The organism is Brevibacillus sp. HB1.3 (assembly GCF_013186635.1).
GTDB classification, from domain to species: domain Bacteria; phylum Bacillota; class Bacilli; order Brevibacillales; family Brevibacillaceae; genus Brevibacillus; species Brevibacillus brevis_D.
This window is the reverse complement of sequence record NZ_JABMIT010000001.1, coordinates 1-25892: the sequence shown is the minus strand read 5'-3', so window position 1 is coordinate 25892 and position 25892 is coordinate 1. Positions and strand designations below refer to the sequence as shown.

The window sequence follows — 25892 nt, the reverse complement described above, 5'->3', positions numbered from 1 at the left end:
AAAAAGCTCAAAAATAAAAAAGGTGGTCCACTCCACCTTTTTCCATTTATATAGAGGCACGGCTTTTTAAGCTCGTGCTTTTTCTTGTTGCATTTGTTTTTTCGCTATGTAGTCTGTCTCGTAATACTGCAAATCATTACGTAATTGTTCAAACACTCTGGACAGTGATAAGGTCAACTGCTGCAACTCAGGGACGACCTGCTTGCGAAAAACGATACAGTCCTGACCCGTATAGGCCAACCGCCCATCTTCTTCATAAACCTCACCTTTGGGGTAATAGAAGTTATTTATACAGGTATGGTATACCTGATACAATACTTCCTCTGCAAACTCCTCATGAAATCGTGCGCGTCGGAGTGATACTCCCAGCCTTTCGTATGCATTTTCGCAGTAGACTAAAAGGTGGCGCAAGTCGGAAAGATAGTTACGGTAATACGTTTCAAATTCTTCAGGATCACCTGATGCGGATACAAGACCAGATAAGGTAACCTGATTCAAAAAACGTTCTACTTCCATGCTGACCTTTTTCAACTTGGTATACGTCTCCTCGCACAATTGCTTTAGATGAGTCGCTGACATAAAGTCCCCCTAGTGTTGAAGAATCTGCTTTTTTATAATAAGTATAAAGGAGAGATTATTTATTACACAAGGTTTATTTTTATACAACTTGACTGCCAAACAAGATCCTTGTAAACAAAAATAAGGCTACGCCATCACTCTGGCGCAGCCAAATCCTTCCACTTATGCCGCCGTTTGTTCTCTAACTTTCCCCTTACTTTTCCTTATCTGCAACAAATAAATGACATAGGCTGCGAACAACCCGATGAGTGTCATGAAACCGAGAACCATGAAGTCGTTCATGACAGCTGACAGCCCATGTCCCTTCGACAAAATTTCCCTTACACCACCCAAGAAATAGGTCAGCGGCAAAGATTTTGCAATCGCAGCAATCCCTGTTGGCATCGACATGATTGGCCAAGTATAACCCGATAGCATGAAAGAAGGGACTGCAATCATCATCCCGATCTGAGTAGCTTGGAGCTGGCTGCTGGACACAAAGGAGATGGCATACCCGATAGCCAACACCGCCAAGTTGAACATGCTAGCCAGTAGCATTAGATCAAACGTACTTCCGTAATAAGGGATATGAAAACCTTTTAACATCAGTGTAAACGCCAGGAACATGTTGAGGGTTCCTGCCAGAAAGTACGGCAACAATTTGCTCGCCGTGATCGCGAAGAAGCTATGACGAGAGAGTGTATCCTTCCAGGTCCCCTCTTCTTTCTGCTGGGCCACGGACAATACGATTCCAAGGAACAGTACTTGCTGAAGCACGGTACCTGCAAGACCGAATACCATGAAGGACAGATAGCTGAAGGTCGGGTTGTACAACACTCTGTATCGATAGTCGATACCCGTAAACATGTTTTTCCCTTTTTCTCCCCAGCCGCCGAGTGCTTCCATCTTCTTCAGCGTGGTTCCTGCTGAAACAGACTTAATTGCTGTATTCGCTGCTCGAACTGCCGTATTCGAAATCATGATGTTACTGCCGTCGATAACAGTCAGTACCTCTGCCTCTCTCCCAGCCTTTACATCCTTTTCTAATCCAGCAGGTATGATCAGGGCGATATTTGCTTCGCCCTTGTCAACCAACTTCTTTGCTTCTTCTTCTGTTCCTACGATTGACGTGATTCGAAATGTATGATCGACCTCAAAGGCGCGGTAGAGCTCACGACTCAATTCGGTTTGATCGGCATCGACCATCACAGTAGGGATCTCCATCACTTTTTTCTCACTGTACAGAAAACCGAACATCGTCAAATAAATCAGTGGAACGAGGAAGAGAATATTCCGAATGGTTTTGTTTGCAAAAAGATTTTTCCATTCGCTCCAGAACAGGTGAGAGAAACTATTCACCATTACCAGCTCCTTCAAGTTGCCACTCAACCGTCAGGCCTGGACGCAATTCCGAATCGGACACCAGTAGCTTCACCTGGAAGGAACGAATGTCACGATCACCGAGTTCTTGTGTCGCTTTTTTTACGGCAAAGTCAGCAGCAGGAGCTACAGTAACCACTTTGGCGTCTACTTCTCTGTTCAGGGCTGGGACAAACAATTTCACTTGATCGCCTGTTTTCACATTCGAAAGCATGTATTCATTTACATAAAATTTGACATAGTTATCTGATTTTGTTTGGATCGTCAAGACAGTGAAGCCTTGCGAAACAAGCTCTCCCTTTTGAACGGCTACTGCTTTTACAATACCATCTACTGGAGCTGTCAGCTTGGTGTTGTTCACATAGGCTTCCATTTCAGCCAGTGCACCTTTTGCCTGCATGACGTTCGCTTCTGCTGATTTAACATCCAGCTCCTTCAAGCCTACTTGACCTCTCCCCGCTACCGCTTGGTTGTATGCAGCTTTTGCTTGATCCAGTTGTGCTTGTGCGGCATCGACCTGCTCTTTGCGCGATCCAGTTTGAGCCATTTTCAACTGCTCTTCTGCTGCTTTAAACTCCGCTTGGGCTTTATCTGCTTGCATTTGCGCCTCTTCCACTTTCACTTGTGGAACGGCACCTTCCGCCATTAATTTCTTCATTCGTTCCAAATTCGTCGCGGCAATTTGATTCGAAGTTTGTGCTGCTTGTAATTTCGCTTTGATCTGCGTAATTTCTTCTGAACGCGCTCCATTTTTGTTCGCGTCAAGCTGCGCTTGCGCCGAGTTGACTACTGCTTTTGCTTGGTCGACTTGGGCATTGCTGGAGCTATCCGTCACTGATACTCCCTTTTTCGCCTGATCAAGCTTGACGAGTGAGAGCTTGTAAGCAGCTTCAGCCTGTTCTTTCTTCGCAAGGATTTCCGCGCTGCTTAACGTGGCAACTACTTGCCCTGCCTTTACTTCGTCTCCTTCTTTCAGGGAGAGCTGTTCGATGGAACCACCCATTTTGAAAGAAAGGTCGACCTCTGTTCCTTCGATTACACCTGCTAATTTCGTTGTATTCTGACCAGCCACGCTACTCACATTCGAACCAAACAATACGGTTCCAAGTACTGCAATGCTCACTACAAAGCTACCTACACCGATCCATGCACGTTTGTTCATCTGTCTTCTCCTCTTGTTTTCCATTTCTCTAGACGTTATTTTGAAACATTCCTGAAAGCAAATAACGGAGTGTCTGTTTATCTGCGGCACTGTTCACTGGCTCTTTGCGAAATTGCTTACGAAGTACGGTAAAACCAACCATGCCAAACAACGAGGAAGCAAGTGTGCGAATATCGATATCCGCCCGGATATACCCCTGCTGCTGCAGTTCTAGCATATGTGACTCCATCGTGCTGAAATAGCCACCTAGCAGATTGCCAACCATCCTGTCGCGTTGTCCATCTCCTGAGAACGCACTCAGCAACAGGAAACACAAATCTTGATTCTCGGAAAAGAAGCGAAGATGCTCATCCAGCACATTCAGAATACGATCCTCCAAGGAAAGCTCTTCATTCTGCATTACATGATCTACATGGTAAATCAGCATCTTCACGCCTTTTTCTATCACGTACAAAAACAGCTCTTCCTTTGTGGAAAAGTGATAATAGAGGGTTCCTTTTGCCACCTGCGCCATTTCCGCGATTGCATCCATGGTCGTTTCGCTATAACCCAACTGGGCAAATGCGGTTAAAGCTCCGTTTGCAATTTGATCTTTTTTGGATGGTGCCATCACTCCTATCCCCTTTCGATCTTTTGAACTGACTGGTCAGTACAAAGATTATATTACGAATACTTCCTAGTTTTGTCAAGCAGCCATTGCTCTATGTACAAAAAAAGATCGCTTTGCGGGCGATCTTTTACTTCTCTATAATTTGAAGGTAAGTCTCCATGGTTGCAGGCATCGGCGCGACACCGAGGTTCTCCCTCAGTTTAGCTACACATTTTTCATACCAACGGATTGCCTGTGTGCGATTATTTTGCTGATAATACGCAGTCATAAGTAAGCGGTACGACTCCTCCCAGCAATCATCCACCCGCAGAATCGCTTCACACCAGCGGATCGTTTTTTCCAACTGCCCGTCCTCTAGCATGATTTTAGCTAACCTCTCTGCTCCGCGTAGAAACAGCGTCTGCACCCTCTCACGCTCTTCTACACACCAATCCTCATAACGGCATTCCGGCATGTAATCGCCCAAGTAATAGGCAAGCCCTTTTTCCAAAAGGATGGCCCCCTGACGCCGATCTGACTCTGCCAAGCCCAGTGTAACGAGCTTCTCGAACTCTTCGACGTCCATATGGTAGCCCGATGCCAGATTGAAACCGTAAGAGCTGCCATGGCGTTGAATGAAGAAGGTGTCTGTTCTGGCAGCACGATCTGGCTCGAGGGCTTTGTTCAATGCATTCAACGACACCTTAAAATCGCGAATTGCCGCTTCTTCGATACTGTCTGGCCAAAGTCGGTTCATGATTTCTTCCCGGGCTAACAAATGGTGTCTCTTTGTCAATAAAAGCTGAAACAACAGCTTGGCCGTCCCACGCTGCCATGCCTTTTCGCTCAATTCCCGCTCTCCCAGCCATACACGAAAGGCGCCCAGCGTCTGAATACGAAGGGTATACCCGGGGTGGAATGTCACGTTTTGCAATCCCAAATCATTTAACAGCTGAGAGACGTAATCCGGCGATACCTTTCGGCGCTCCGCCTCAATCAGAATCGGCATCAGCTGCTGTACATCATGCGGTGTAAGCAGCGTAGGTCTCTGCAAAAGGAATTGATATTCACCGGACTTCATCAAGGACAGAGCTTGCGTCACCGCAGGTACAAACAAATCCCATTGTTTTTTGCGATAAGCCAAGAAGCTCAGCCACAATTGACAAATGACGACATTATAGCTATCCCCGCAGTGACTAAGTCGGTCGGCACAATCGATAAAGGTAGCCCATGCTTCCTCTTCTTTCCCGTATTTGGCATAGGCAATTCCAATGGCCATACGTACCAGACTGCCTAACCAGTCGTCGCGCATTGCCTCTGTCTCTTGTATTCCCCTGTTGCCATACAGAAGCGCTTGGTCGAGTGCCTTTTCTCTTGCATGAAGCAAGGTTAGTCCCAGAAGCGTTTCTGACTTTCCGCGTGTGGACTGGAGCTCCTCCATAATTTGCAAACCTTTTTCATAAAGCTCGCGAATCTCGTCCGTAGGCAATGTTTGACTGATGAGGGCCGCATGCGCTTTTCGAACATAGCCATTCGCCTCTACAAAAGGGGAATGTGCTGCACGTCCGAGTTGTATGGCAGTCTCTGCAGCTTCCCACCCTCGCTCCCATTCGCCATTCAATGCATACACAAAAGATAGCAGTAAAGAGGTTTCCCTATACGATCTGGTCAGCGGGGGATGCTTCCCTTGTTCTACCTGCCACTTACTTTCCAACAGCTGGATGGAGGACTGCAGTCGGCCAGTACGAAACAACAGGCGTGATTCTAGCTCAACCTCGGTCTGCTGCTCTAATTCCTGGCTCCGTTCATACCAAGCTGCCGCCTGTTTGGCATCTCCGCGATTCGTATAAATTTCTGCCAGCAAGCGGTATAGCCTCGGTGCCATCTCATTTTCTTGTTCAAATGGGGGCAAAAGTTGAATTGCCCTCTTGAGCAGCTCTTCGGCCCTGACGCCTTGTACACTGTCGAGATGGACGCGTGCTTGCCCTTCCAACCCTCGGCACAAACCAATTTGATCTTGCTTCTGTTCACATTGTTTCAAAAATTGCTCATAAGAAGCAAAGGACTTCGCATAGAGACAGCGATAGCGTTCTACCTCGCCCTGATAAAACAACAGCCAATGCTGTTCGCACTTGATGTGCTCTGGTAACAGCGTTATCCACTCGTATAAAAAGTCCAGCTTCCCTGCTTGCAGCAACCTTTCCGATGCTTGGCACAGCCACTCACCCAGCATCTCCCACTGTTCGACGAGACGCAACCGCCCAAAAGCTTTTGCCTCGTCCCCTTTACGTCTGTACCATCCTGCGGCCTTTTGATTTACATGCACGTACATCGCTTGATTCGCAGCCAGCTTGCTCGACAGGAGACGCTGAAAAAGCGGATGAAAGGAATAATGAGAATCTGCTTGGACATGCAGAAAAAGATGACAACGCTGTGCTTCCAACAGGTGCTCGATACATCCCTCTCCGAGTATTTGCTTGCAATCCTCCAAATCGAATTGTTCGAGAACCGCTGCCTCCATCAAGAATCGCTGCATACCTGCATCCAGCTGTGTCCAGACTTCTACTTCCAGCAAATGTAGCAATCGGGATAACTCACGCAGACTATCGGACACCGTCTGCCCCCTCGTTACCATTTCACCAAAAGTTCGCAGTGCCATCACCCAGCCTAGCGCCACCCCTTCGACTCGACCCCAATCTTCTTCGGACAGCGTGATGTCGTATTGATCAGAATAAAAGGCCTCGCTCTCCTCCAGCGTAAAAGAAAGGTCGTTGGTTGTAAGCTCCAGACACTCTCCTCTTGCGGACAACAAGTCGAGATTGGACCATTTCGGTCGGGAACGCGTTAAGATAACCAGCTTGACCTTTTGTGGAAGCACCTCGGCTAATCGTTGAACAAATTGATCGACTTCACTCCCATTCTCAATTCGTTGAAAATGGTCCAAAACAAGTATGTGGTCAACCTGGAGCTGTACGCATTCTCCGACAAACCAGTCGACCAAAACTTTACTGTCTAGGGACGGCACCGGACTTTGCTCAGAGATCTGTTTAAGTAGTTGTTCTTTCAATACCTGTCCAAAACCAGAATGAACCTGCCGAACACTTTCGACAAGACAAATGACAAATGCAAGAAGAGCATCGTCACCATCCTGAATGGTATACCAGGACGCAGCCAGTGCTTCATCATGTAGAAATGTAGCCAAAGAAGTCGTTTTGCCATAGCCTGCCCCTGCATGAATGAGACAAATCTGCGTATATTTCAACAGACGTAATTTTTTTGCCACTGCAGGCCGCCGTAAGACATATGGCTTCTGTCCTGGAGGAGTTATTTTGGATATAGGGATGTGGATTGGAATCATATAATGTGCACTCCTTGCCGTTCTCCTGCTCTTCTTTGACTATTTCCCCATTTCTAACTTTTCTCCTGCCATTTGACCCTTATTCGACAAAAAGCCCACCCGGGAGTCCAGGTGGTGCTCTTTCAATCCACTAAATTATATCCAATAACCGTATATCCAATATCATTTAACAGGACTTGAAATTCCTCGTCACTGATGTGCTCTCCGTTCGTAATTCGTGAATGCAAATCTGCGATTCGGTCATAAACAGCCCGATTGGTAGACACGTACAAAATGTTAAAGCGTGTTTCTGCCTGTAAGCTTGACCTCATCCGGTTCACAACACGTCTGTGCAGCGAATCTGGATGTCCATTATCGACTCGCACAATTTTTCCAGGCGTATATGGGATCGACGTCCGCGGATTGACTTCGTCAGGTTTTGGTGTATCAACTGGCAGCACACCTACAATCAAGTTATCCTTGTACGCTAACACCTTGATATCGGCTACACCGGGCAGCTTTTCCGCACGCCCTTCCAAGTACGTCATCAGCTGTGGTTCTCGCTGATGAACCCTCTTTTGGCTAATCATGGCTGCCGGTCCTTTATCTCTACCGACGTTATCGTTCTGGAAGTTAATTCCCAGAGATTCAAATTTGGCCTTATTTCCGTTCTGATCTTCGGTGCCCTGTTCTTTGTTAGGCGAACACCCTGTCAGCAAGCCGGCAAACAGGAGTACAGCAACGATACCCCTACTTATTCGTCTCACAACAAAAACACCTCCTTGCACTTAGTGTGATGTGCAGGAGGTGTTCTTACTCAGAAATCAGATGGCTTAATCAATGGAAATAAATTCGCCCTCAAAAGTATCTTGTTTACCGTCTTTTTCAGCTTTTACGGTAAAGCTGCGAATACCTTCATCGCCATTAATTTGCAACTTAAAAGTTCCATCTGCATTAACATCTACTTCATGTGTATCATCGTCAATTACAACGGTTAGATCCGCTTTCGGATCAACCTTACCAGTAACTCGATACAGTCCGATCACAGCTATTTTGGTAGATTTCCCTTCAATACTTTCCTTGTCGATCAAAGCTACCTGCTCAGGCTTTTTCTCATCTGTTGCCGGTTTCGTCGGATCTTTCGGCTTTTCCTGTTGGCCGACTTGATTAGGGTTCACATTGTCCGCAATCAATACCGTTTGTGTCTTCGGATCCCATTCAACCTTGTAGCTCAGAGCTTCCGCGATGAAACGAACAGGCACTACAGTACGCTTGTTCACAATCTGTGCAGGCACGTCGAGTTTGATGGTTTGTCCATTTTTGTTGGCAATTTTTTGAGTAACCACCAATCTGATGTTATCTTTCCCTTTATTGATGGTAACGGTACGAGTTTGATCATTCCATTTCACTTCAAATCCAAGACTCTCTGCAATCGGACGAATCGGAACCAATGTCCGCCCTTGGTTTATAATAGGTGCTTGGTCAGGAAACGCAATTTGTTTTTTATTGTACTCCACCTTAACAGCATTCTGTACGGCTTTAGGCACTACAGGTGCAGTTGCTGCCGCTGCAGAAAACGCTGCCATCGGTACCAAGGCAATCGCGAGCAGTAATGAGGCTACTTTTTTCAGCAAAACATTCACTCCATTTCCAAAAAGGTTCACACGATTCTTAATCTACTATAGGATGAAGGCTGTTTCAAGATTTTCCTGTAGACTCCCTTTCAAAAGAACATTTTTTCCTAATCCCCCTCCTCTTTTCTGTTCCTTTTTTCTGCTCCTTTTGACCTAATTTCAAATTGTTACAAAAATGCAACCATCTTGCTTTCCAAAAGCGTTACAATAGACAAGAAGCGACAGTATTTTATCTTGAAAGAGGCAATGAATGATGAACAAATTTCTCCCTTTCCTCATCCTGGCACTTATCTTAACTTTAATTCCTCCAGTAGGAAGCTCAGCCAATACGACTGCCATCCAATTGGGAAGTGATGTACTGTTCAATCAGTTCCACTATCTCATTGAAGGCAAAAAAGTCGGATTAATTACGAATCAAACAGGTCAGAACAGTCAAATGGTCAGCACGATCGACATGTTACGACGAGATCGCTCCGTCCATTTAACCGCTCTCTATGCACCTGAACACGGCCTCGACGGAAAAACGGTAGCAGGAAAACAGGTAACGAGCTTTGTTCATCCCGTCTACGCTATTCCGGTCTACGGCTTGTCTGGATCAACTCGCAAGCCGACACCGGAAATGCTCAAAGACATTGATATTCTTCTCGTCGATTTGCAAGATATTGGATCGAGAACCTACACATACATATCTACGTTGCAATACGCCATGACAGCAGCAAAAGAACAAGGAAAAGAAGTAATGGTACTGGATCGACCGAATCCTCTCGGTGGAACGATTGTCGAGGGGCCAGTAGTTGAACTGCCTTACCGCTCCTTTATCGGCGTGGATACCCTTCCGCTTGCACATGGCATGACCATCGGAGAGCTGGCCTTGTATTTCAACCGTACCATCGGTGTAGATCTAACCGTTATTCCGATGCAAGGGTATACACGTAGCTTGATTTATCAACAGACAGGATTAGCCTGGATTCCGAGTTCTCCGCATCTCCCTAACTTGACCTCGGTTTTCGGGTATATGGCAACTGGTTTGGGTGAGGGTACCCCCCTTCGACAAGGCGACCATTTCACGTGGATTGGGGCAGAGGGTATAGATTCGCACAAGTACGCTGATCTGTTAAATGGAAGTCTTCTGCCTGGCGTCATCTTTATTCCTGAGACTAAAGGAACTGCCGGGGGCGTACGCCTTCAGATCAACGATCCACATCAGTTTAACCCGGCAAAAACAGGTATTTACGCGCTGGCTTATGCCAAGCAATTACAATCATTCCCTATACCAAAAAGTACGAGTATGCAAATCTCCATGTTCGACAAGGTGATGGGTACCAACAAAATCGGTCTGCTTCTCGAACAAGGCAAATCCCCGCAGGAGATTGTTTCTTCCTATGAAGCGGAGCTTAAGAAATTTGTTGAGCTGCGGCAAAAATATTTGATCTATGGCGATGAACCGTTTATCCCGATGCAGCCGCTTCAACAAAAGCAACCAAAGCAGCCAGAACAACCAAAGAAACCGGAGCACCCGAAACCAGAACAACCAAAACCATCTAAGCCAGCAAAACCAGAGACACCGACTCAACCGCAGCCAGACAAACCAAAAGGAACGACTAATCAAACGAAGAAGCCTGAACCAGCTACAAAACCGAACACTCAGACTCCGAAGTCTTCTGAGAAGATCGCTTATTTAACCTTTGACGATGGACCTTCACCTGTCACTCCACGTATTTTGGATACGCTGAAAGCGCATCAAGTCAAAGCCACTTTCTTTATTGTGGGCCGTGAGGTAGCTGGTCATGAGGCCATTCTCAAACGGATCGTAGCTGAAGGACATGCGGTGGGAGGACATTCGTATTCCCATAATTATCAGCTTCTTTACAAAAATATGGATGGCTTTTTTGCAGACGTGGAAAAAGGTAGTCAAATGATTGAAAAGGCAATTGGCGTAAAACCAACCGTGTTCCGCTATCCAGGTGGCAGTACGAATACCGTTAGTTTGAAATATCAAGATCCCACACGTTATAACAAGCAGCAGACCGTCATGCATGCGATCAAAGAGGAAGCAAAACAACGTGGCTATACGTTTATCGACTGGAATGTAACAAACGGCGATGCAAGGAGCAACAAGTACACAGCCGCGCAGGCACTGGCAAATGTAAAGCAGCAAGTAAAGTCACAAAAAGAAATCGTTGTCTTGATGCATGATTCCAGCACCAAGTCGCCAACGGCTGAAGCTCTCCCCCAAATCATTTCGTACTTGAAAGAAAAAGGCTATCGTTTTGAAGTCATTCAAGCCGATCGCCCGACTGTTTCCAACGTCAAATAATCACAGCAGCAAAAGCCCGCTCCATAACAGAGCGGGTTTTTCTGTGCTTTAGACCTTGTGAATGGCTAAGTCGTCAGTGTTTCGTATCGGAGGCGCAACTCTCTTTTCAAGATTTTGCCGCTGGGGTTTCGAGGAAGATTGTCAGCAATCACTACATATTTGGGTGCTTTGAAGGAGGAGAGACGGTCTTTGCAAAAAGCAAGCATCTCGTCAGCAGTCAGTAACTCACCCGCTTTTGGTACAACAACAGCCGTCACTGCTTCGATCCAGAACGGATGAGGAACTCCGATCACAGCGACCTCTGACACTTTTGGATGTTGATAAATAAGCTCCTCAACCTCTCTGCTAGCTACGTTCTCTCCCCCCGATTTAATCATATCTTTTTTCCGGTCAACGACCGTGATATAGCCTTCGTCATCCATGATGCCTAAATCCCCGCTGTGAAACCACCCTCCTTGGAAGGCAGCCTGTGTCTTTTCGTCATCTCGGAAATACCCCAGCATCGCATGGCTGGTCCTGTGAACAATTTCACCAACACTACCCCGAGGGACTTCATTCCCGTCATCATCGACGATTTTCGTTTCCACATTTAATGCTGGCTTGCCTGCAGAGCCTGCTTTTCTCATCTGATCCTTCGGTTGTAAAACAGTTGCTAATGGTGCCACTTCCGTCTGTCCGTAAAAATTGTAAAACTGAGCATTTGGGAGGCGTTTACCGAGCTCTTTTAACACTTCTACGGGCATGATTGCTGCACCATAGTAGCACTTTTGCAAAGAACTCACATTACGCGCGGCAAAATCAGGAGACCGCAGTAAAGCAATCCATACGGTTGGCGGGCAAAACAACTGAGTGGCCTTATACGTCTCTACTGTCTGTAGCATCAACGCAGGGGTTGCCTGTTCCAAAATAATTCCACTTCCACCTAAGTACACATACGGTCCCAAAAAGCAGTGAAGCTGTGCACTATGGAACAAGGGAAGTGCGTGAACCGCCACATCACCCTGCGTCATCCCGCCTTCGATAATCGTGCTGACATATTCGGAAATAATGCTTTTATGAGTGAGCATAACGCCCTTTGGCTTTGATTCCGTTCCGCTGGTATATAAAATCTGCACAACATCTTCGTCCACTATGTCTACTTCAGGCTCGTGGTCGTCTGCCGCTTCAATCATCGTGCGAAAAGGCAACCATTCCCCTGCTTGTTCTGCTGGTTTGGACATGAGGGAAAGCAGCTTGGGGGAAATTCCAGCTAATTGGAGTCCGTCTTGGGCGAGCTGCAAGAATTCGGGAGCTGCGAAGCACGCACTCACTTCCGCATGACCGAAAATATAGGCGACATCTTCTTTATTCAACATGAAGTTGATCGGCACCATGATGGCCCCTGCTTTTGCTATCCCAAAGTTTAGAATCGCAAAATCCATCGAGTTGCGTGACAATACTGCTACCCGCTCCCCTTTTTGCAAGCCTTTTGAAAGAAGCGAATGAGCCGTCTTGTTTGCAAGCTGATCAAGCTGCTTGTACGTCAATACTTCTTCCTCAAAGTACAGGGCAGGCTTATCAGGATTTCGTCCACGACTTCTTCGCAAAATATCGCCAAGTGCATTTCTACGAACCCTTTGCGCTTCGAGCATGCAAATTCCCCCATCACTTATAGTCTCCTCTCCATTATATAATAGTTTTCTTTATTTTCTGATATTTTTACAAAAAAGAACCGACAACTCCCTCTCAAAGCTCTCGACCATAAAAAAGACCCCAGCTTCTCAACTGGAGTAGGTTCATTTGTATTTATGGCGGAGGGAGCAGGATTCGAACCCGCGTGAGCTTGCACTCTAACGGTTTTCAAGACCGCCCCGTTATGACCACTTCGGTATCCCTCCGTATTTCAACAATATAAACTATATCACAGCTCTACTATTTTTTGCAAGAGCTCTTTCCTTATTTCTTTTATCGCTTAATGGCAACGAGCTTCAATTCCGTCATTTCTTCTATCGCGTATTTGACCCCTTCCCGACCAAGTCCGCTCTCCTTTACGCCACCGTAGGGCATATGGTCCACGCGAAATGTCGGAATATCATTTACCATCACCCCGCCCACGCGCAGCTCTTCGGCCGCTTCCAAAGCCAACGACAGATTGTTGGTATAGACACCAGCCTGTAATCCAAAGCGGGAATCGTTTACCAACGTAATGCCATGCCCGACCGACTCCACTGGATTGATGAGAACGACAGGGCCGAGTACTTCCTGACAAGATACTTTTGCATCTGCCGGAACACCCGTCAACACCGTAGGCTGGAGCATCCGATCCACGATCTGTCCCCCACATTCCAAACGCGCCCCTTGTAGGAGTGCCTCATGAATCCACTCCATCGCACGTTCTGTTTCCCGGGGATTGATCATAGCCGAATAGTCAGCGTCCTCAGAAAGCGAATCACCACCGCGTAGTGCTCGTGTTTGTTCAACAAAACGTTGAACGAAATCCTGATAGATTTCTTTGACCACAAAAATTTTTTGCACAGAGATACATACCTGCCCAGAGTAGGCGAAGGCCCCAAAAACGCATCGAGGAATCACTTCATTTAGCTGCACATCGCGATCAACGATGACTGCCGAATTCGATCCCAGCTCGAGCGTGACTCTTTTCATACCCGCTCGATTGCGTATATCTAGCCCAACACTTGGACTCCCTGTAAAGGTCACCGCCCTGACTCTCGGATCAGATACGATTTGATCGCCAACGCTCGTCCCACTACCCGTGATTACATTAAGGGCACCAGCAGGCACACCAGCTTGCTCTGCGAGCTCTGCCAGAAACAATGCGCTAAGCGGTGTCTGCGATGCTGGCTTGAGAACAACCGTATTGCCAGCAGCGAGAGCAGGTCCGACCTTATGGGCGACGAGATTCATCGGAAAAGGAAAGGGTGTAATGGCCCCGATGACTCCCAGTGGTTCACGCACGGTATAAGCCAAGCGTCCCTCTCCCCCGATCGCTGCATCAAGTGGTACGGTTTCTCCGTGGAGGCGTTTGGCTTCCTCTGCCGCAAACTTATACGTCTGTATGGTTCGAATCACTTCACCACGGGCTGTTTTGATTGGTTTCCCCGCTTCTATTGCAATGATCCGCGCCGCTTCCTCCAAACGCTCATTCATCAAAATCGAGATTTTTTCAAGCAGGAAGGCACGTTGATAGGCAGAAAGGCGCCTCATGACGGCAGTCGCTTCGTGGGCCGCAGCAATTGCGTTTTCAACCAATGATGAGTCTGCTTGCGAAATTTGTGCAATCTCTTGACCCGTACATGGAGAGAGTAGGGGTGCATGAACAGTAGCTGGCACCCATTCTCCCCCGATAAAGCACGTTTTTTTCATCGGCATATCCCCACTCTCATTGATTGGCGTTCACCTTGCAATCATTCTCCCTCATACTCGTGCCTTCCTGTTTTCAATTTGAAATATTTGGATATTTCTACTCTTTCACACTTTCAGCTACACCGCACCATTCTAGTAACGTCAGCGCAAAGATTTCGGCACAACGGAACACCTCATCCAACACGATGTATTCATTCGGGTAATGTGCAACTTGTGTGACTCCAGGTCCAACAACAATCGCTGGCGTATTGGCCAAAGCAGTCAACAAACCGCCGTCTGTTCCCCAAGGCGATGCTTCCACAATGGCACGCTCTCCTGTCACTGCTTCAAACTGCGCTTGCAAAATATCCATTAACGAATGATCGAGCTCCACTGCTCCCGGAACCCAACGAGCTCCGAACCACTCCAGCTCAACAGGGTGTTCTGCAAACCACGGGTCGACCTCTGCCAGCTTTTTGAGTGCTGCCGCCATTTCCGCTTTGGCATCATCCATCTGCTCTCCAGGGGCAACCCCCATCCTTCCTTCCAGCTTGACGAGGTCAGCTACAGACGAAGGCCACTTGCCACCCTCAATCACCCCCAGGTTAATCGGGATTGGAATGGGCAGCTTGGCGTAAAGCGGGTCGTCGAGTCGATCGTTACGCTCTTTTTCCAATTGGCCAATTGCTTGAACGACGAGCATGCTCTTTTCGATGGCACTGACTCCCTCGTAGCGGGTCCCTCCGTGAGCAGAACGGCCTTTGACGGTCAATCTGAACCACATGGAGCCTTGCTGCTTCGGGAAAATTTTCATATTGGTCGGCTCTGGAATCAGGGCAGCATCCGCCTTGTAACCACGAATGATCGTCGCCAATGTGCCTGCACCACCGCTTTCTTCTTCTACGACGCTTTGAAAAATGACGTCACCTTTCAGTTGCACACCCAACTTCTGTAGAACCTGGATCGCCAACAGGGAAGATAAGTTTCCACCCTTCATGTCGGTTGCTCCGCGCCCGTAAAGCTTGCCGTCCTCAACCTTCCCGCTAAACGGATCATCACTCCACTGTGCCAGATCACCCGCGGGCACTACATCCACGTGTCCGTTTAGAATGATGGACCGGCCCTCTCCTTGTCCCTTCCACACACCGACAACATTCGGGCTGCTTTCAAACGTCGTACGCGGGGAGACAAAATACGGATGTGACACCAGCTCATCGCCTTCCATGACCCATAAGTCAACGGCCAGCCCCATCTGCTCCAAAAGCTCAGCAATGCTTTGTTGAATGGATTGCTCTTCTCCTTGTACACTCGGGCTTTTTACCCATTGCTGTAGCAGTTGAACAGCGGCCTCACGATCTTTTTCCAATTGCTCCCGTATAAGCACCTGCCAGTTTGCCATGTTTTTCCCCCGTTCCATGGATTTGTCTTTGCTTAGCGGAAAACGCCAACCTCTCCGTCCATCTTGAGTTCGGCTTCCGTTGCTCCAATCACGTCAGCGACACTGTATGGATACATAACTTCTCGCAGGTACAAACCATCTGGCATGACCTCCATTACAGCCATGTCCGTGATGATCAAATCCGCAGCCTTTGTCGCGGTTAACGGCAGTGAGCATTCCCGAACGATTTTCGAACGCCCGTTTTTATCCAGATGCGTGGTCACAACCATGACCTTCTTGGCCTTTTGTGCCAGCTCCATAGCTCCACCCATGCCAGGGACACGCTTGCCTGGAACGATCCAGTTGGCAATGTCACCATTTTGGCTTACTTCCAGGACTCCTAAAATCGTCATATCCAATAGTCCACGGCGGATGATGGCAAAAGCAGTCGCACTGTCAAAAAAGGATGCCCCTGTGGCAAGCGTGACAGGAAAACCGCCCGCATTGCATAGCATAGCGTTCTCCTCGCCTTTCGCAGGGCTTGGTCCTGTACCGAGGATGCCATTCTCCGCGTGAAACATGACTCGTTTCTCAGCTGGGATAAAATCCGCTACTAATGTTGGAATACCGATTCCCAAGTTAATAATCATGCCGTCTTCCACTTCCAATGCTGCGCGGCGGGCAATACGTTCACGATAGCTCTCGGTTTCTTTTACTTCTCCCATGCCCATTGCCAATTCACCCCTTCACTTTGGACGATTAAGTTTACGAAAACGCCCGGGGTGACGATTTCTTCCGGGTCGATCATGCCTACCTCTACTATCTCATCCGCTTCCACGATGGTAATGTCGCCCGCCATCGCCACTAACGGATTGAAATTACGTGCACTCGTATCAAACACCAAATTGCCAAAGCGATCCGCTTTTTTCGCATGTACGATAGCCACTTCGGCAGTGAGCGGTGTCTCCAGCAAGTATTCCTTTCCATCCAGAACGACCTTCTGCTTTCCTTTTTCCGCGATCGTCCCGATGCCGACATCCGAGAGAATGCCTCCCAGACCGACTCCACCTGCCCGTACACGCTCTGCAAGTATCCCCTGCGGGCAGAACTCTACCTCCAGCTCTCCAGCCGTCATTTGGGCCCCTGCGTTCGGATTTGAGCCAATGTGAGAAGCAATCACTTTTTTGACGCGCTTTTCGGTCACCAGCTTACCTATTCCGATATGCGGGAAAGCAGTATCATTGCTGATCAGCGTCAGATCACGCACGCCTTTATCCAAAATTCCCTGAATCAATGTAGGCGGATTGCCTACCCCACCGAATCCCCCTGCCAACAGCGTCATCCCATCGCGAAAATGGGTGAGCGCTTCGGACAGGGAGACGACCTTTTCAAATCGGTTTGTCATCCTCGTTCCTCCTTCTCTATCCGATCAGTGCTTTGTCTTGGAGCTCCTGCTGAACAGCTATCACCGCTTCTTTCAGCAGAGATATCAGTTCATCGATTTGCTCCGTAGTAATGGTCAGTGGAGGTGAGATGATGACCGCGTCTCCTGCCACTCCTTCGATTCCGCCTATTGCCGGATAAATAAGCAGGCCTTTTTCAAATGCTTTTTGAATGACCTTCCCGCCTACTCCCCCCGAAAGCGCAAACGGTTCTTTTGTCTGCTTGTTTTTCACAAATTCCAGCGCGCACAGCATACCAAGTCCACGTGCCTCTCCGATCAACGGGAGCTCGTCGGCCAGTTCTTTTAGGCGGGTAAGCAAATAGGCACCTTGTTCTGCCGCTTTTTCGACGAGCTGATGCTTCTCTACATAGTCGAGGACAGCCAGAGAAACAGCAGCGGATTGTGGATTGGCACTATACGTATGTCCTGCCATAATCGAGCCGCTGCCTTTTGTAATCGTCTCAATGATTTCGTCCGAGACAATCGTAGCAGCCATAGGCGTGTAACCGGCACTCATGCCTTTGCCCAATGTCATCAAGTCAGGTACAACGCCCCAATGGTCGATCCCAAACGCTTTCCCCGTACGCCCTACTCCTGTCATTACTTCGTCTGCGATAAACAAAACCTCATACTTATCACAAATCTCGCGAATACGTTGGAAGTAACCGTCTGGCGGCACGACCGCTCCCCCAGAAGCCCCGATGACAGGCTCTGCGATGAATGCCGCTACCTGCTCAGGTCCTACGCGCAAAATTGCGGTCTCCAGCTCGTTTGCACACGCAAGCGCATACGATTCGAGGGACATGTCTTCCGGTTTGCGATACGGATATGGTCCTGTGATCGCCGGATAGTCAGCCAATAACGGGGTGAAACGCTTTCTGCGCAAGACGTGTCCAGACATCGAAAGTGCACCCATTGTAATCCCGTGATAGCTCATCCAGCGAGAGATAATCCGATTTTTCGTTGGTCTTCCTTTTTCCTGCCAGTATTGAATCGCAATTTTTTGTGCTGTCTCCGTTGCTTCCGAACCGCTACTGACAAAAAACGTCCAGTTCAGAGAGCCTGGTGCCCACTCTGCCAGCTTTGTAGCCAGCTTCTCCACAGCATCGCTGCTGAAATGCGAGCGGTACACAAAGGAAACTTCCTTGGCTTGCGCATACATCGCCTCAGCCACCTCTTCTACACCGTGACCAATGCTTGCCGTCACCGCTCCACTGGAACCGTCGATGTAACGATTCCCCTCTTTATCGTAAAGATAGATGCCTTTTCCATGAGAAATAACTGGATACTCTTTGCCTAATTCAGGCTTGATTACATAGCTTTTCGTCATTTTTGTCGCCACCTCGCTTATTCTCTACCTCTATCCTAGCTGACCAGCACACAAGAACCATCCGACGTGCTGGCAAAAAAACATGGAAAAGAGACAAAATCTTTTGTACATTTTGTATAAGAGAACCTTTACCGAGAGCTTTTGGAGGAGATGCCTGATGACCATCACGATAAGAGAAGCACTACAACTGCCGGATATGGTTCACACCAGGCTGATCGCAGGAGCAGGCGGACTCGACAATCCGATTCGTTGGGTGACAATTGTCGAGGTACTGGAGGATACGAGTCGTTTGCAGGAAGGCGAATTTTTGATAACAACCGGCTTTGGGCTGGCTGAGCATACAGAAAAGCTCGCTTCTTTTATTCCTTCGTTAGCGAAGCAAAAGCTGAGTGGCGTTGCGATTCATACGGGCTTTTATTTACGGGAAATTCCCGAGACGTTTTTGACCTTGGCGGATCACTATCAGCTTCCCTTGATTGAAATTCCCACGGAGATCAACTTTTCAACCATAACCAAAGCCATTTTGCAGCCGATCATGAATCGCCAATTTGAAACGCTTGCCTATTCCTCAGCGATTCATAACCGAATGATTGATGCTGCCCTGTCCAAGGGAGGTCTTCCCGCCATCGCTGGCGAGCTCGCAGCACTTACCGGAGGCGTCGTGTCGCTCGTCGATGCATTAGGCTTTGAAGTCACACAGCATGGCAGTTCGGAAGCACTGCCGCTTGATCAGTCTCAGGAAATCGCGCATCGTGTACCGATTCGCGCCAATCGCGAGCATTTTGGCACGTTGACCTTAACGAAGCCCGAGCACGCCTGGAAAGAGCTCGATGACGTCGCTCTACAGCATGCCTCTACCTTATGTGCACTCGAATATGTAAAGGAAAGGGCGGTAGCCGCAACGGAATGGCGGTTAAAAGGGGATTTTGTGGAGGAGTTGCTGAATGGGCAGCAGATGACCCATACGGAGCTGGAGAGCCGTTGTCGCATGCTGGGGTACCCGCTTGCTGGACCTCATCTCTGTGTCGCTGTTCGTGTAGAGGTAGCTGATCAGACTATGCTCGGAGACATGCATCAAAGTGTCATTACGTTGATGCGGAGGCTTAGCGACCGTCATCAGCGCTCTTATTTGCTGCGCGAACGCCCGCATTGCCTCTTGTTTATTTTGCCGGATGATCAGACAAGCCTACGCCTGTTGGAACAGCTCACTTCCCGCTGGAGAGGGCTGCACCCTGAACTTGCCCTACAGATCGCCTTGAGCAATCCCTGCGAGCAATTGCCAAACGTCGTCAGTTCCTCCGAAGAAGCGATGTTTGCTCTACAAGCGTACCCGCTATTGGCCCAATCCCCGCAAATTTTGCGATACCGGGATATGCAGGGCTATCAGTTTTTGTTTCCGTACCATCGTGAAAAAGAAAGCTTGCTCCGTCTGTGGAACCCATTGCTTGAACCATTAATCCGCTATGATACGAAATACAATCAACAGCTTCTCGAAACACTTGAGGTGTATTTGGCCCAAAATGGAAACGGGCTACAGACCTCGCAAGCCTTGTATATTCATCGACATACGCTCAAGTACCGGTTGACCCAAATTGAAGAAAAAACAGGCTACCGCCTGGAGGATGCTCATCAACGCTGGCAGCTTCAATTGGCCTTGATGGCCCGTCGTCTGCAACAGCAGTTGTATCCTACAAACAGATAGCCTGTTAATCCCTCGTCGGGCGAAGTGGCTTTACCCAAATATTCATGTCTTCATAGCCTGAAAAGATCGTACAATTGTTAATCAGCCGTCCGCGGTATGCGTAGCCCATTTTGGCAGCTGTCACATTCATTCCTGCTGATTGTGCCCGGGTCAAGGTGTACAAAAAGTAAATCCCCGTCTCCTCCATCCTTTGTTCCAGCGCGATAAACAGTGGTTGGAGGAGGCCTTTCCCCGCATGATCTGGATGGGTCGCGCAATCCGTCATTTCCGCTGAACCAAATCGTTCGGATACTTCTGCTGACGCAGCACATGCAATCTTGCCTTCAAATTCAACGACATAGTAGATGGTACCTTCCTGCATGGTTTTGCGAATGTAGGAAGGGTCGTTCATCGGTGTAGGATACGTCGCGAATACCAGTCCATACAAACACGCCAATTCCTTCGTGTCTGCCTCCGTTGCTTCACGCAGGTTGTATCCCTCGGGTAATGATTTCTCTATCGTACTCCCCGCTTTTGACAGGCTCAACGCAAGAATTTCCTCGGCAAGTTTTTCTGCACCAGAGGTAGCCCGCTCTTTTGTCAGATAGCAGGTGAGCATCTGTGCGTTTTCCCCTTGAAAAAAACCATCAATGGTTCCCTCCAGCTCATACCCCAGAGATTGCCATCGTTGAATATCTTGTTTCTTCCCGTACACAATCACTTTTGTTGCCTCTGACTCTTCAGCCAGCTCCTTCATGACCCGATCCCACTGCTCGATTTGTGTTGGTTCATACACGTGCAGCTTTACGCGGCGATTTTGTCGATCAATGATCAGGTCGCCAGCCTCCTGTGCGCCTACAACATTTATCACGGTCTTCATCCTCCCCTACAAATGCTCCTCCTCTCATTGTAGCAAAACGAGTAAGGACGTCATCTGCCAATCTGTATAAAAAAGCGTTCCTCATGCACAAAAAAACAGAAGGTGGGCATTCTTGTGGGTCATATTTACCTGTTCTTCATACCATGAGAGTAGGTGCTTCATGTGCGGGAAGGAGGGTGTTTTTTGTGAGCTGCAATAACAATTTTGCCCTGATCCTTGTCCTTTTTGTCCTTTTGGTCATCGTACTCGTCGTAATCGGATAGACTTCTGGAGATGCCTCTCATGTCAGGTCGTATCGAGGGGCCCTTTACATATCATAGTAGAAGGTAATGACACGCTCGAGAAGGGAGGAAGCCCTCGTGCCCCCACTTATCTATGCCCATCGTGGCGCTTCCGGCCTGTTTCCGGAAAATACGATGGAATCGTTTCAAGGAGCCGTCCGACGAAAAGCCAATGGGATCGAATTAGACGTTCAGCTCAGCAGTGACAATAAGCTGGTTGTCATTCATGACCATAACCTGGAGCGCACGACCAATGGTTCCGGTTTGGTTCGCCATTACACATTGCGTGAACTGCGTCAGCTACGAGCAGATAAAGACTCGACTATGCGACTACCAAAAGCACACATTCCAACCCTGCAGGAGGTATTCCAGTCGTTTGTCGACTCACCACTGCGCTTCATCATCGAGATGAAAAATTTTTTCCTCGATCAACCTCACTTAGAGGAGCTCGTCATCGAACAAATCAGACGTTATCAGCTAACAGAGCGAACCATCATTTCAACATTCAACTTCGACAGCCTTTTACGAATCAAGCAATTGGATGCCAGGCAAACAACAGGACTTTTATACGTGGGACCACTCGTCAAGCCTTGGGAAGTAGCCAGCAGATATCGTGCTGATCAACTGCACGTCCCCTATGATCAATTGACGGAAGACTTGGTCAAACAAGCAAAGCAGCATCATTTTGAAGTTTTGAGCTGGACGGTAAATACTGGACGGCAAATCCAGCGAGCCATTGACTGTGAGGTAGATGGTCTGATCACCAATTACCCGAAGCGTGCGAGAAATCTGATTCGCAATCTTTAAAAAAGAAAGGGAGCCCTTAAAAAGGCTCCCTGCTTGTTGCTATGACTTTTACGTGCGTGGTACGAATAACTTTCCTTGCCAGCTATTCCGCGCTTTCAGTTCTGCGTCAATGCCATTCAGAACTTCCCACTTTTTACGACTCCACATCGGTCCAATCAAAAGATCAGGTGGTCCGTCCCCTGTGATTCGATGGACAATCATTTCTGGAGGTAAAATTTCCAATGTATCTACAACGAGCTTCGTGTACTCTTCCTGCGATAGGAATTCCAAGAGACCTGCTTCATATTGCTTCACCATTGGCGTTTTGCGCAGCAGATGCAACAAGTGTATTTTGATTCCCTGCACATCCAGATGTGCCACAGCATCTGCCGTCTGCATCATCTCTTCGTGGCTCTCTCCTGGCAATCCATAGATGATATGAGAGCATACACGAATGTTGTGCTTGCGCAGCCTCTCTACAGCGTCCACGTAGCATTGATAATCGTGCGCTCGATTAATTAACTGGGCTGTGTGCTCATGGACAGTTTGGAGACCGAGCTCCACCCACAAATAGGTGCGCTCATTCAATTCAGCCAAATACTCCACGACATCGTCTGGCAGGCAGTCAGGGCGTGTGGCAATGGAGAGTCCGACTACGCCTTCTTGTTGGAGGATGACTTCGTACATCTCCCGCAGCTCCTCCACAGGCGCATACGTATTTGTGTACGCTTGGAAGAAGCCCAAATACTTGGCTTGTGGCCACTTCTCGTGCATGCGATTTTTCACCTCATGGAACTGTTTTTCCAGATCCATTCTGCGGTCACCGGCAAAGTCTCCAGATCCTCTCGCGCTGCAAAACGTGCAGCCGCCTGTCGCTACTTTCCCATCCCGATTCGGGCAACTAAAACCGCCATCCAATGGAACCTTGAAAATCTTTTCGTGAAAAGTCCCTCTTAAATGATAATTCCATGTATGATATCGTTTATCGCCCCACAACAATGGGACGTCGTTGCTGTGAATATCTGTCGCGAGCTTCATTGCTGTTTTCCTCCTATGGGCACCGCTACGTCTGGCGCTGGTGCCTTAATCCCGTTGGCGAACGCTACTTGCTTGATCACGTCATTATACCAAATTCGGCAACGGTCTCGCTACTTTAAGATAATAGGAAAACCACAGGTGAATTTTCCCCCTGTGGTTTTTGCTTGTTTACATCACTATTGCTGGATCTCCTCGATACGAATCGCGCGTGTGTGAGAGGTGTGACTCCACTCTTGGTTTTTCTTCGTAAAGAACGCGTAAAACATAATCGGAAGCCAGGTAAGGAAAAAGAACGGTAGCAAGAGGAGCCCGAAATACCCCTTCCACGGTACTTTATCCAGGTAGAGAGCCAGAAGCGGCAACAGGTAGAACACAGCAGTAGAACCGTATACCAGCCATGTAGGCAAAATCGTGGATACTGTTGTCAGCGTACCGATATCAAAAAATCTTGCCAAGAACAATACCGACATCATCGTCACCATCAGCACATACATCGGTTGGAAGAGGTAGAAGGCTGCGTCAAGCATTCCCAGCTTTCTTGACTTCAATCCATTAAACAATACAGCTCGAATGTAGCGTCCTGCAACATCGTAGTGCCCTTGCATCCAACGCAAACGCTGGCGCATAGACGATTTTAAGTCAATCGGTTTTTCATCCCAGACCTTGGTGTCATGAGCCCAAGTCGGGTAAATACCGCGTTCAATACAACGTGTTGCAAATTCCAGGTCTTCCGTGAGACTGGTTGCTCCCCAGCCCATTTCTTTGAGCAGGTTGCTCTCAATGCACAAACCAGTTCCGCCCAAAGTATTCGGCAGTCCCAAATTGTGACGAGCCAGCTGCCACATACGGTTTGTAAACCAGTAGGTAACCGCATAGGACAGTGTAATCCAGGAATCAAACGGGTTCTTGGAGTCGAGGTAACCTTGAATTACACGCGCCCCTTTGCAAAGACGGTCATTCATTACCTTCAGGAAGTTTTTCTCAACCAAGTTGTCAGCATCAAACATGACGACAGCGTCGTACTGCTTAGGTCTTGCCCAGAGGTTCTCCAGCATCCATTCGATGCCGTAGCCTTTCCCACGCTTGGATGTGTCAAAACGCTCACATGCAATTGCACCATGCGCCCGACTAATTTCTGCCGTGTTATCTGTACAGTTGTCGCAAATGACGAAGATGTCGTACATTTCACGTGGATAGTCGAGTTTCTTCAGGTTTTCAATAAGCGGAGCAACTACGGCGCTCTCATTGTGAGCAGCCACGAGCACAGCAAACGTCTTTTGCGGCTCAGATGTTACTTGCTCTTTTTTGCGGAACAGGCCTGCACAAGAAACCAGTGTTTGGTATGTGCCGATTACGCCCACCGCAGAAGTAAATCCGATGAATAATCCCTCAATGATCTCTCTAATTACACTCATGGGTTCTTCTCCTCGACCTAAACCAGATTGGGTCTGATCTGAATTTAGGTAGTGTTGTTTTTCCAACATTTCTCTATTGTTTTTCTCTCAATTGGCAGTTTACATCAAATACGTTTCATAAGCAATGACCCAAAAGTGGGAAAAAATAAGGCACTGCTATCACCTTTCCCACCTTTTTCTCTTTCTATTCGACAGTGCTTCGCAGTTGGCAGAAAAAAAAGCCCTTGTCGAAAAAGGCTCCGTTTATTTAGAAAAACACAAACACTCGTTTCCATTTCTTCCTGGTTGTTTCCGGGATTGGTGCGGTCGGCGAGACTCGAACTCGCACGGGTCGCCCCGCCACCCCCTCAAGATGGTGTGTCTGCCAATTCCACCACGACCGCCTATAAACGCTAATTTTACACGTGTTTTTCTGTTGCCACGAAGTACGTGTTTGAGTATACACAATCAGTTTTCGCAAGTCAATATCGGTTTCGACTTGGATGGAGCCCATATTTTTCCTATCAAGCTATCATTTTTTGGCTCTGTCCTCTAGTAGATACGTTTGTCGAAAAAGAAAGTTACATGTCGCAAAAATTTTAAAAGAATACAAGTGCCTCTCTACAAAAATATCATTGTTTCGTCACATTTTCCGAGTAGTGAGGGAGCCATATTCTGTGATTTTCTTACATAATTTATGACAAATTAGACAAAATATTTCCAATCGTGGATGGAAGTTTTTTTACTATTTTTTTGAACTAGGTCCTTTGACTGACTACTTGCTTCTGATTTCCTCCTGAAAGGCGCACTATCTTCTACGAAAAAAACCTCCTGGGACGCCACAACGTCCTAAGGAGGCTATCTTTTGTAAACGCGTGGCGTCCCAGGAGAGATTCGAACTCCCGACCGACGGCTTAGAAGGCCGTTGCTCTATCCTGCTGAGCTACTGGGACTTAAATGGAGGGAGTACCCGGATTTGAACCGGGGATAAGGGTTTTGCAGACCCGTGCCTTACCACTTGGCTATACTCCCGTGCTATTATGGGGCGATCGATGGGACTTGAACCCACGAATGCCGGAGCCACAATCCGGTGCGTTAACCCCTTCGCCACGACCGCCATAATTTTTATGAAGTTTGGTAGCGGTGGAGGGAATCGAACCCCCGACCTTTCGGGTATGAACCGAACGCTCTAACCAGCTGAGCTACGCCGCCAAAATAAAAATGGCGGAGAGTGAGGGATTCGAACCCTCGCTACGCTTGCGCATACTAACGGTTTAGCAAACCGTCCCCTTCGGCCTCTTGGGTAACTCTCCGTGATTATATGCACCTTCAAAACTAGATATGCATGATTGCTAAGAGTG

General features: G+C 48.0%; 20 protein-coding genes and 7 tRNA genes. 4 read left to right on the top strand and 23 right to left on the bottom strand.

What is annotated here, in order from left to right:
• Positions 1–66: 66 nt before the first annotated feature.
• The 7 genes from HPY31_RS00135 to HPY31_RS00105 form a co-directional block, all read right to left on the bottom strand.
• Positions 67–579 (bottom strand): YpuI family protein, encoded by a 513-nt coding sequence (locus tag HPY31_RS00135; RefSeq protein WP_172137521.1) that lies wholly within the window; start codon positions 577–579, stop codon positions 67–69.
• 162 nt (positions 580–741) lie between these two features.
• On the bottom strand, positions 742–1920 hold the full coding sequence (locus HPY31_RS00130; RefSeq protein ID WP_172137519.1) for an ABC transporter permease: 1179 nt from the start codon (positions 1918–1920) through the stop codon (positions 742–744).
• Positions 1910–3100, bottom strand: a complete 1191-nt coding sequence (locus HPY31_RS00125) for an HlyD family secretion protein (protein ID WP_172137517.1) — start codon at positions 3098–3100, stop codon at positions 1910–1912. The genes HPY31_RS00130 and HPY31_RS00125 overlap by 11 nt, the downstream gene beginning before the upstream one ends.
• Positions 3101–3128: 28 nt before the next feature.
• On the bottom strand, positions 3129–3710 hold the full coding sequence (locus HPY31_RS00120) for a TetR/AcrR family transcriptional regulator (RefSeq protein ID WP_172137515.1): 582 nt from the start codon (positions 3708–3710) through the stop codon (positions 3129–3131).
• A 127-nt stretch (positions 3711–3837) separates the two neighbouring features.
• Positions 3838–6972 carry an AfsR/SARP family transcriptional regulator gene (locus HPY31_RS00115; RefSeq protein WP_483297057.1) on the bottom strand — a complete coding sequence of 1045 codons (3135 nt, stop codon included), beginning with the start codon at positions 6970–6972 and terminating at the stop codon, positions 3838–3840.
• A 197-nt stretch (positions 6973–7169) separates the two neighbouring features.
• A complete protein-coding gene (locus HPY31_RS00110) occupies positions 7170–7793 on the bottom strand; it encodes a YhcN/YlaJ family sporulation lipoprotein (RefSeq protein WP_172137511.1) in 624 nt (207 codons plus the stop codon).
• Between the two features lie 66 nt (positions 7794–7859).
• Positions 7860–8690 (bottom strand): copper amine oxidase N-terminal domain-containing protein, encoded by an 831-nt coding sequence (locus HPY31_RS00105; protein ID WP_172137509.1) that lies wholly within the window; start codon positions 8688–8690, stop codon positions 7860–7862.
• A 223-nt stretch (positions 8691–8913) separates the two neighbouring features.
• Between HPY31_RS00105 and HPY31_RS00100 the strand changes: the two genes are divergently transcribed.
• Positions 8914–10977 carry an exo-beta-N-acetylmuramidase NamZ domain-containing protein gene (locus tag HPY31_RS00100; RefSeq protein WP_172138833.1) on the top strand — a complete coding sequence of 688 codons (2064 nt, stop codon included), beginning with the start codon at positions 8914–8916 and terminating at the stop codon, positions 10975–10977.
• 65 nt (positions 10978–11042) lie between these two features.
• On the opposite strand, the gene HPY31_RS00095 is transcribed toward HPY31_RS00100, so the two are convergent.
• From HPY31_RS00095 to HPY31_RS00065, 7 genes are all read right to left on the bottom strand, one after another.
• Entirely contained in the window at positions 11043–12608 is a 1566-nt protein-coding gene (locus HPY31_RS00095) for an acyl-CoA synthetase (RefSeq protein ID WP_172137507.1), read from the bottom strand.
• A gap of 157 nt (positions 12609–12765) precedes the next feature.
• Positions 12766–12854, bottom strand: a tRNA-Ser gene (locus HPY31_RS00090).
• A 67-nt stretch (positions 12855–12921) separates the two neighbouring features.
• Positions 12922–14340: an aldehyde dehydrogenase family protein gene (locus HPY31_RS00085; protein WP_172137505.1), complete on the bottom strand. Its 1419-nt coding sequence runs from the start codon at positions 14338–14340 to the stop codon at positions 12922–12924.
• 97 nt (positions 14341–14437) lie between these two features.
• A complete protein-coding gene (locus HPY31_RS00080) occupies positions 14438–15718 on the bottom strand; it encodes a peptidase (RefSeq protein WP_172137503.1) in 1281 nt (426 codons plus the stop codon).
• A gap of 32 nt (positions 15719–15750) precedes the next feature.
• Positions 15751–16428 (bottom strand): 3-oxoacid CoA-transferase subunit B, encoded by a 678-nt coding sequence (locus tag HPY31_RS00075; protein WP_012685801.1) that lies wholly within the window; start codon positions 16426–16428, stop codon positions 15751–15753.
• A complete protein-coding gene (locus tag HPY31_RS00070) occupies positions 16410–17102 on the bottom strand; it encodes a 3-oxoacid CoA-transferase subunit A (protein ID WP_087351516.1) in 693 nt (230 codons plus the stop codon). The genes HPY31_RS00075 and HPY31_RS00070 overlap by 19 nt, the downstream gene beginning before the upstream one ends.
• 16 nt (positions 17103–17118) lie before the next feature.
• The gene (locus tag HPY31_RS00065) at positions 17119–18471 is read right to left on the bottom strand and encodes an aspartate aminotransferase family protein (protein WP_172137501.1); all 1353 of its coding nucleotides are present in this window, start codon (positions 18469–18471) and stop codon (positions 17119–17121) included.
• 157 nt (positions 18472–18628) lie between these two features.
• Between HPY31_RS00065 and HPY31_RS00060 the strand changes: the two genes are divergently transcribed.
• Positions 18629–20173: a PucR family transcriptional regulator gene (locus tag HPY31_RS00060; RefSeq protein ID WP_172137498.1), complete on the top strand. Its 1545-nt coding sequence runs from the start codon at positions 18629–18631 to the stop codon at positions 20171–20173.
• 4 nt (positions 20174–20177) lie between these two features.
• Here HPY31_RS00060 and ablB read toward each other — a convergent pair whose 3' ends face one another.
• On the bottom strand, positions 20178–21032 hold the full coding sequence (ablB, locus tag HPY31_RS00055; RefSeq protein ID WP_172137496.1) for a putative beta-lysine N-acetyltransferase: 855 nt from the start codon (positions 21030–21032) through the stop codon (positions 20178–20180).
• A gap of 83 nt (positions 21033–21115) precedes the next feature.
• On the opposite strand from ablB, the gene HPY31_RS29105 reads away from it, so the two are divergent.
• Both HPY31_RS29105 and HPY31_RS00045 read left to right on the top strand, forming a co-directional pair.
• Positions 21116–21295, top strand: coding sequence for a YjcZ family sporulation protein (locus tag HPY31_RS29105; RefSeq protein ID WP_172137494.1), 180 nt, complete (start codon positions 21116–21118; stop codon positions 21293–21295).
• A 96-nt stretch (positions 21296–21391) separates the two neighbouring features.
• On the top strand, positions 21392–22120 hold the full coding sequence (locus HPY31_RS00045) for a glycerophosphodiester phosphodiesterase (protein ID WP_172137483.1): 729 nt from the start codon (positions 21392–21394) through the stop codon (positions 22118–22120).
• A 48-nt stretch (positions 22121–22168) separates the two neighbouring features.
• On the opposite strand, the gene mnmL is transcribed toward HPY31_RS00045, so the two are convergent.
• From mnmL to HPY31_RS00005, 8 genes are all read right to left on the bottom strand, one after another.
• Positions 22169–23137, bottom strand: a complete 969-nt coding sequence (gene mnmL, locus HPY31_RS00040; RefSeq protein WP_172137481.1) for a tRNA modification radical SAM protein MnmL/YtqA — start codon at positions 23135–23137, stop codon at positions 22169–22171.
• Between the two features lie 176 nt (positions 23138–23313).
• Positions 23314–24552 (bottom strand): glycosyltransferase family 2 protein, encoded by a 1239-nt coding sequence (locus HPY31_RS00035; protein WP_012685793.1) that lies wholly within the window; start codon positions 24550–24552, stop codon positions 23314–23316.
• A 298-nt stretch (positions 24553–24850) separates the two neighbouring features.
• A tRNA-Leu gene (locus HPY31_RS00030) sits at positions 24851–24935 on the bottom strand.
• A 472-nt stretch (positions 24936–25407) separates the two neighbouring features.
• Positions 25408–25484: transfer RNA gene (locus HPY31_RS00025), tRNA-Arg, on the bottom strand.
• A gap of 5 nt (positions 25485–25489) precedes the next feature.
• Positions 25490–25563, bottom strand: a tRNA-Cys gene (locus HPY31_RS00020).
• 9 nt (positions 25564–25572) lie between these two features.
• A tRNA-His gene (locus HPY31_RS00015) sits at positions 25573–25648 on the bottom strand.
• Between the two features lie 18 nt (positions 25649–25666).
• Positions 25667–25743 (bottom strand) — tRNA-Met (locus HPY31_RS00010).
• A 10-nt stretch (positions 25744–25753) separates the two neighbouring features.
• Positions 25754–25844, bottom strand: a tRNA-Ser gene (locus tag HPY31_RS00005).
• Positions 25845–25892 lie beyond the last annotated feature (48 nt).

Bases quoted from the DNA above. Each gene is read 5' to 3' on its own strand.
- HPY31_RS00075 (WP_012685801.1), bottom strand. From the start codon at position 16,428: ATGGGCATGGGAGAAGTAAAAGAAACCGAGAGCTATCGTGAACGTATT.
- HPY31_RS00130 (WP_172137519.1), bottom strand. From the start codon at position 1,920: ATGGTGAATAGTTTCTCTCACCTGTTCTGGAGCGAATGGAAAAATCTT.
- HPY31_RS00035 (WP_012685793.1), bottom strand. From the start codon at position 24,552: ATGAGTGTAATTAGAGAGATCATTGAGGGATTATTCATCGGATTTACT.
- ablB (WP_172137496.1), bottom strand. From the start codon at position 21,032: ATGAAGACCGTGATAAATGTTGTAGGCGCACAGGAGGCTGGCGACCTG.
- HPY31_RS00065 (WP_172137501.1), bottom strand. From the start codon at position 18,471: ATGACGAAAAGCTATGTAATCAAGCCTGAATTAGGCAAAGAGTATCCA.
- HPY31_RS29105 (WP_172137494.1), top strand. From the start codon at position 21,116: ATGCACAAAAAAACAGAAGGTGGGCATTCTTGTGGGTCATATTTACCT.
- HPY31_RS00095 (WP_172137507.1), bottom strand. From the start codon at position 12,608: ATGCTCGAAGCGCAAAGGGTTCGTAGAAATGCACTTGGCGATATTTTG.
- mnmL (WP_172137481.1), bottom strand. From the start codon at position 23,137: ATGAAGCTCGCGACAGATATTCACAGCAACGACGTCCCATTGTTGTGG.
- HPY31_RS00070 (WP_087351516.1), bottom strand. From the start codon at position 17,102: ATGACAAACCGATTTGAAAAGGTCGTCTCCCTGTCCGAAGCGCTCACC.
- HPY31_RS00100 (WP_172138833.1), top strand. From the start codon at position 8,914: ATGAACAAATTTCTCCCTTTCCTCATCCTGGCACTTATCTTAACTTTA.
- HPY31_RS00060 (WP_172137498.1), top strand. From the start codon at position 18,629: ATGACCATCACGATAAGAGAAGCACTACAACTGCCGGATATGGTTCAC.
- HPY31_RS00120 (WP_172137515.1), bottom strand. From the start codon at position 3,710: ATGGCACCATCCAAAAAAGATCAAATTGCAAACGGAGCTTTAACCGCA.
- HPY31_RS00085 (WP_172137505.1), bottom strand. From the start codon at position 14,340: ATGAAAAAAACGTGCTTTATCGGGGGAGAATGGGTGCCAGCTACTGTT.
- HPY31_RS00080 (WP_172137503.1), bottom strand. From the start codon at position 15,718: ATGGCAAACTGGCAGGTGCTTATACGGGAGCAATTGGAAAAAGATCGT.
- HPY31_RS00135 (WP_172137521.1), bottom strand. From the start codon at position 579: ATGTCAGCGACTCATCTAAAGCAATTGTGCGAGGAGACGTATACCAAG.
- HPY31_RS00125 (WP_172137517.1), bottom strand. From the start codon at position 3,100: ATGAACAAACGTGCATGGATCGGTGTAGGTAGCTTTGTAGTGAGCATT.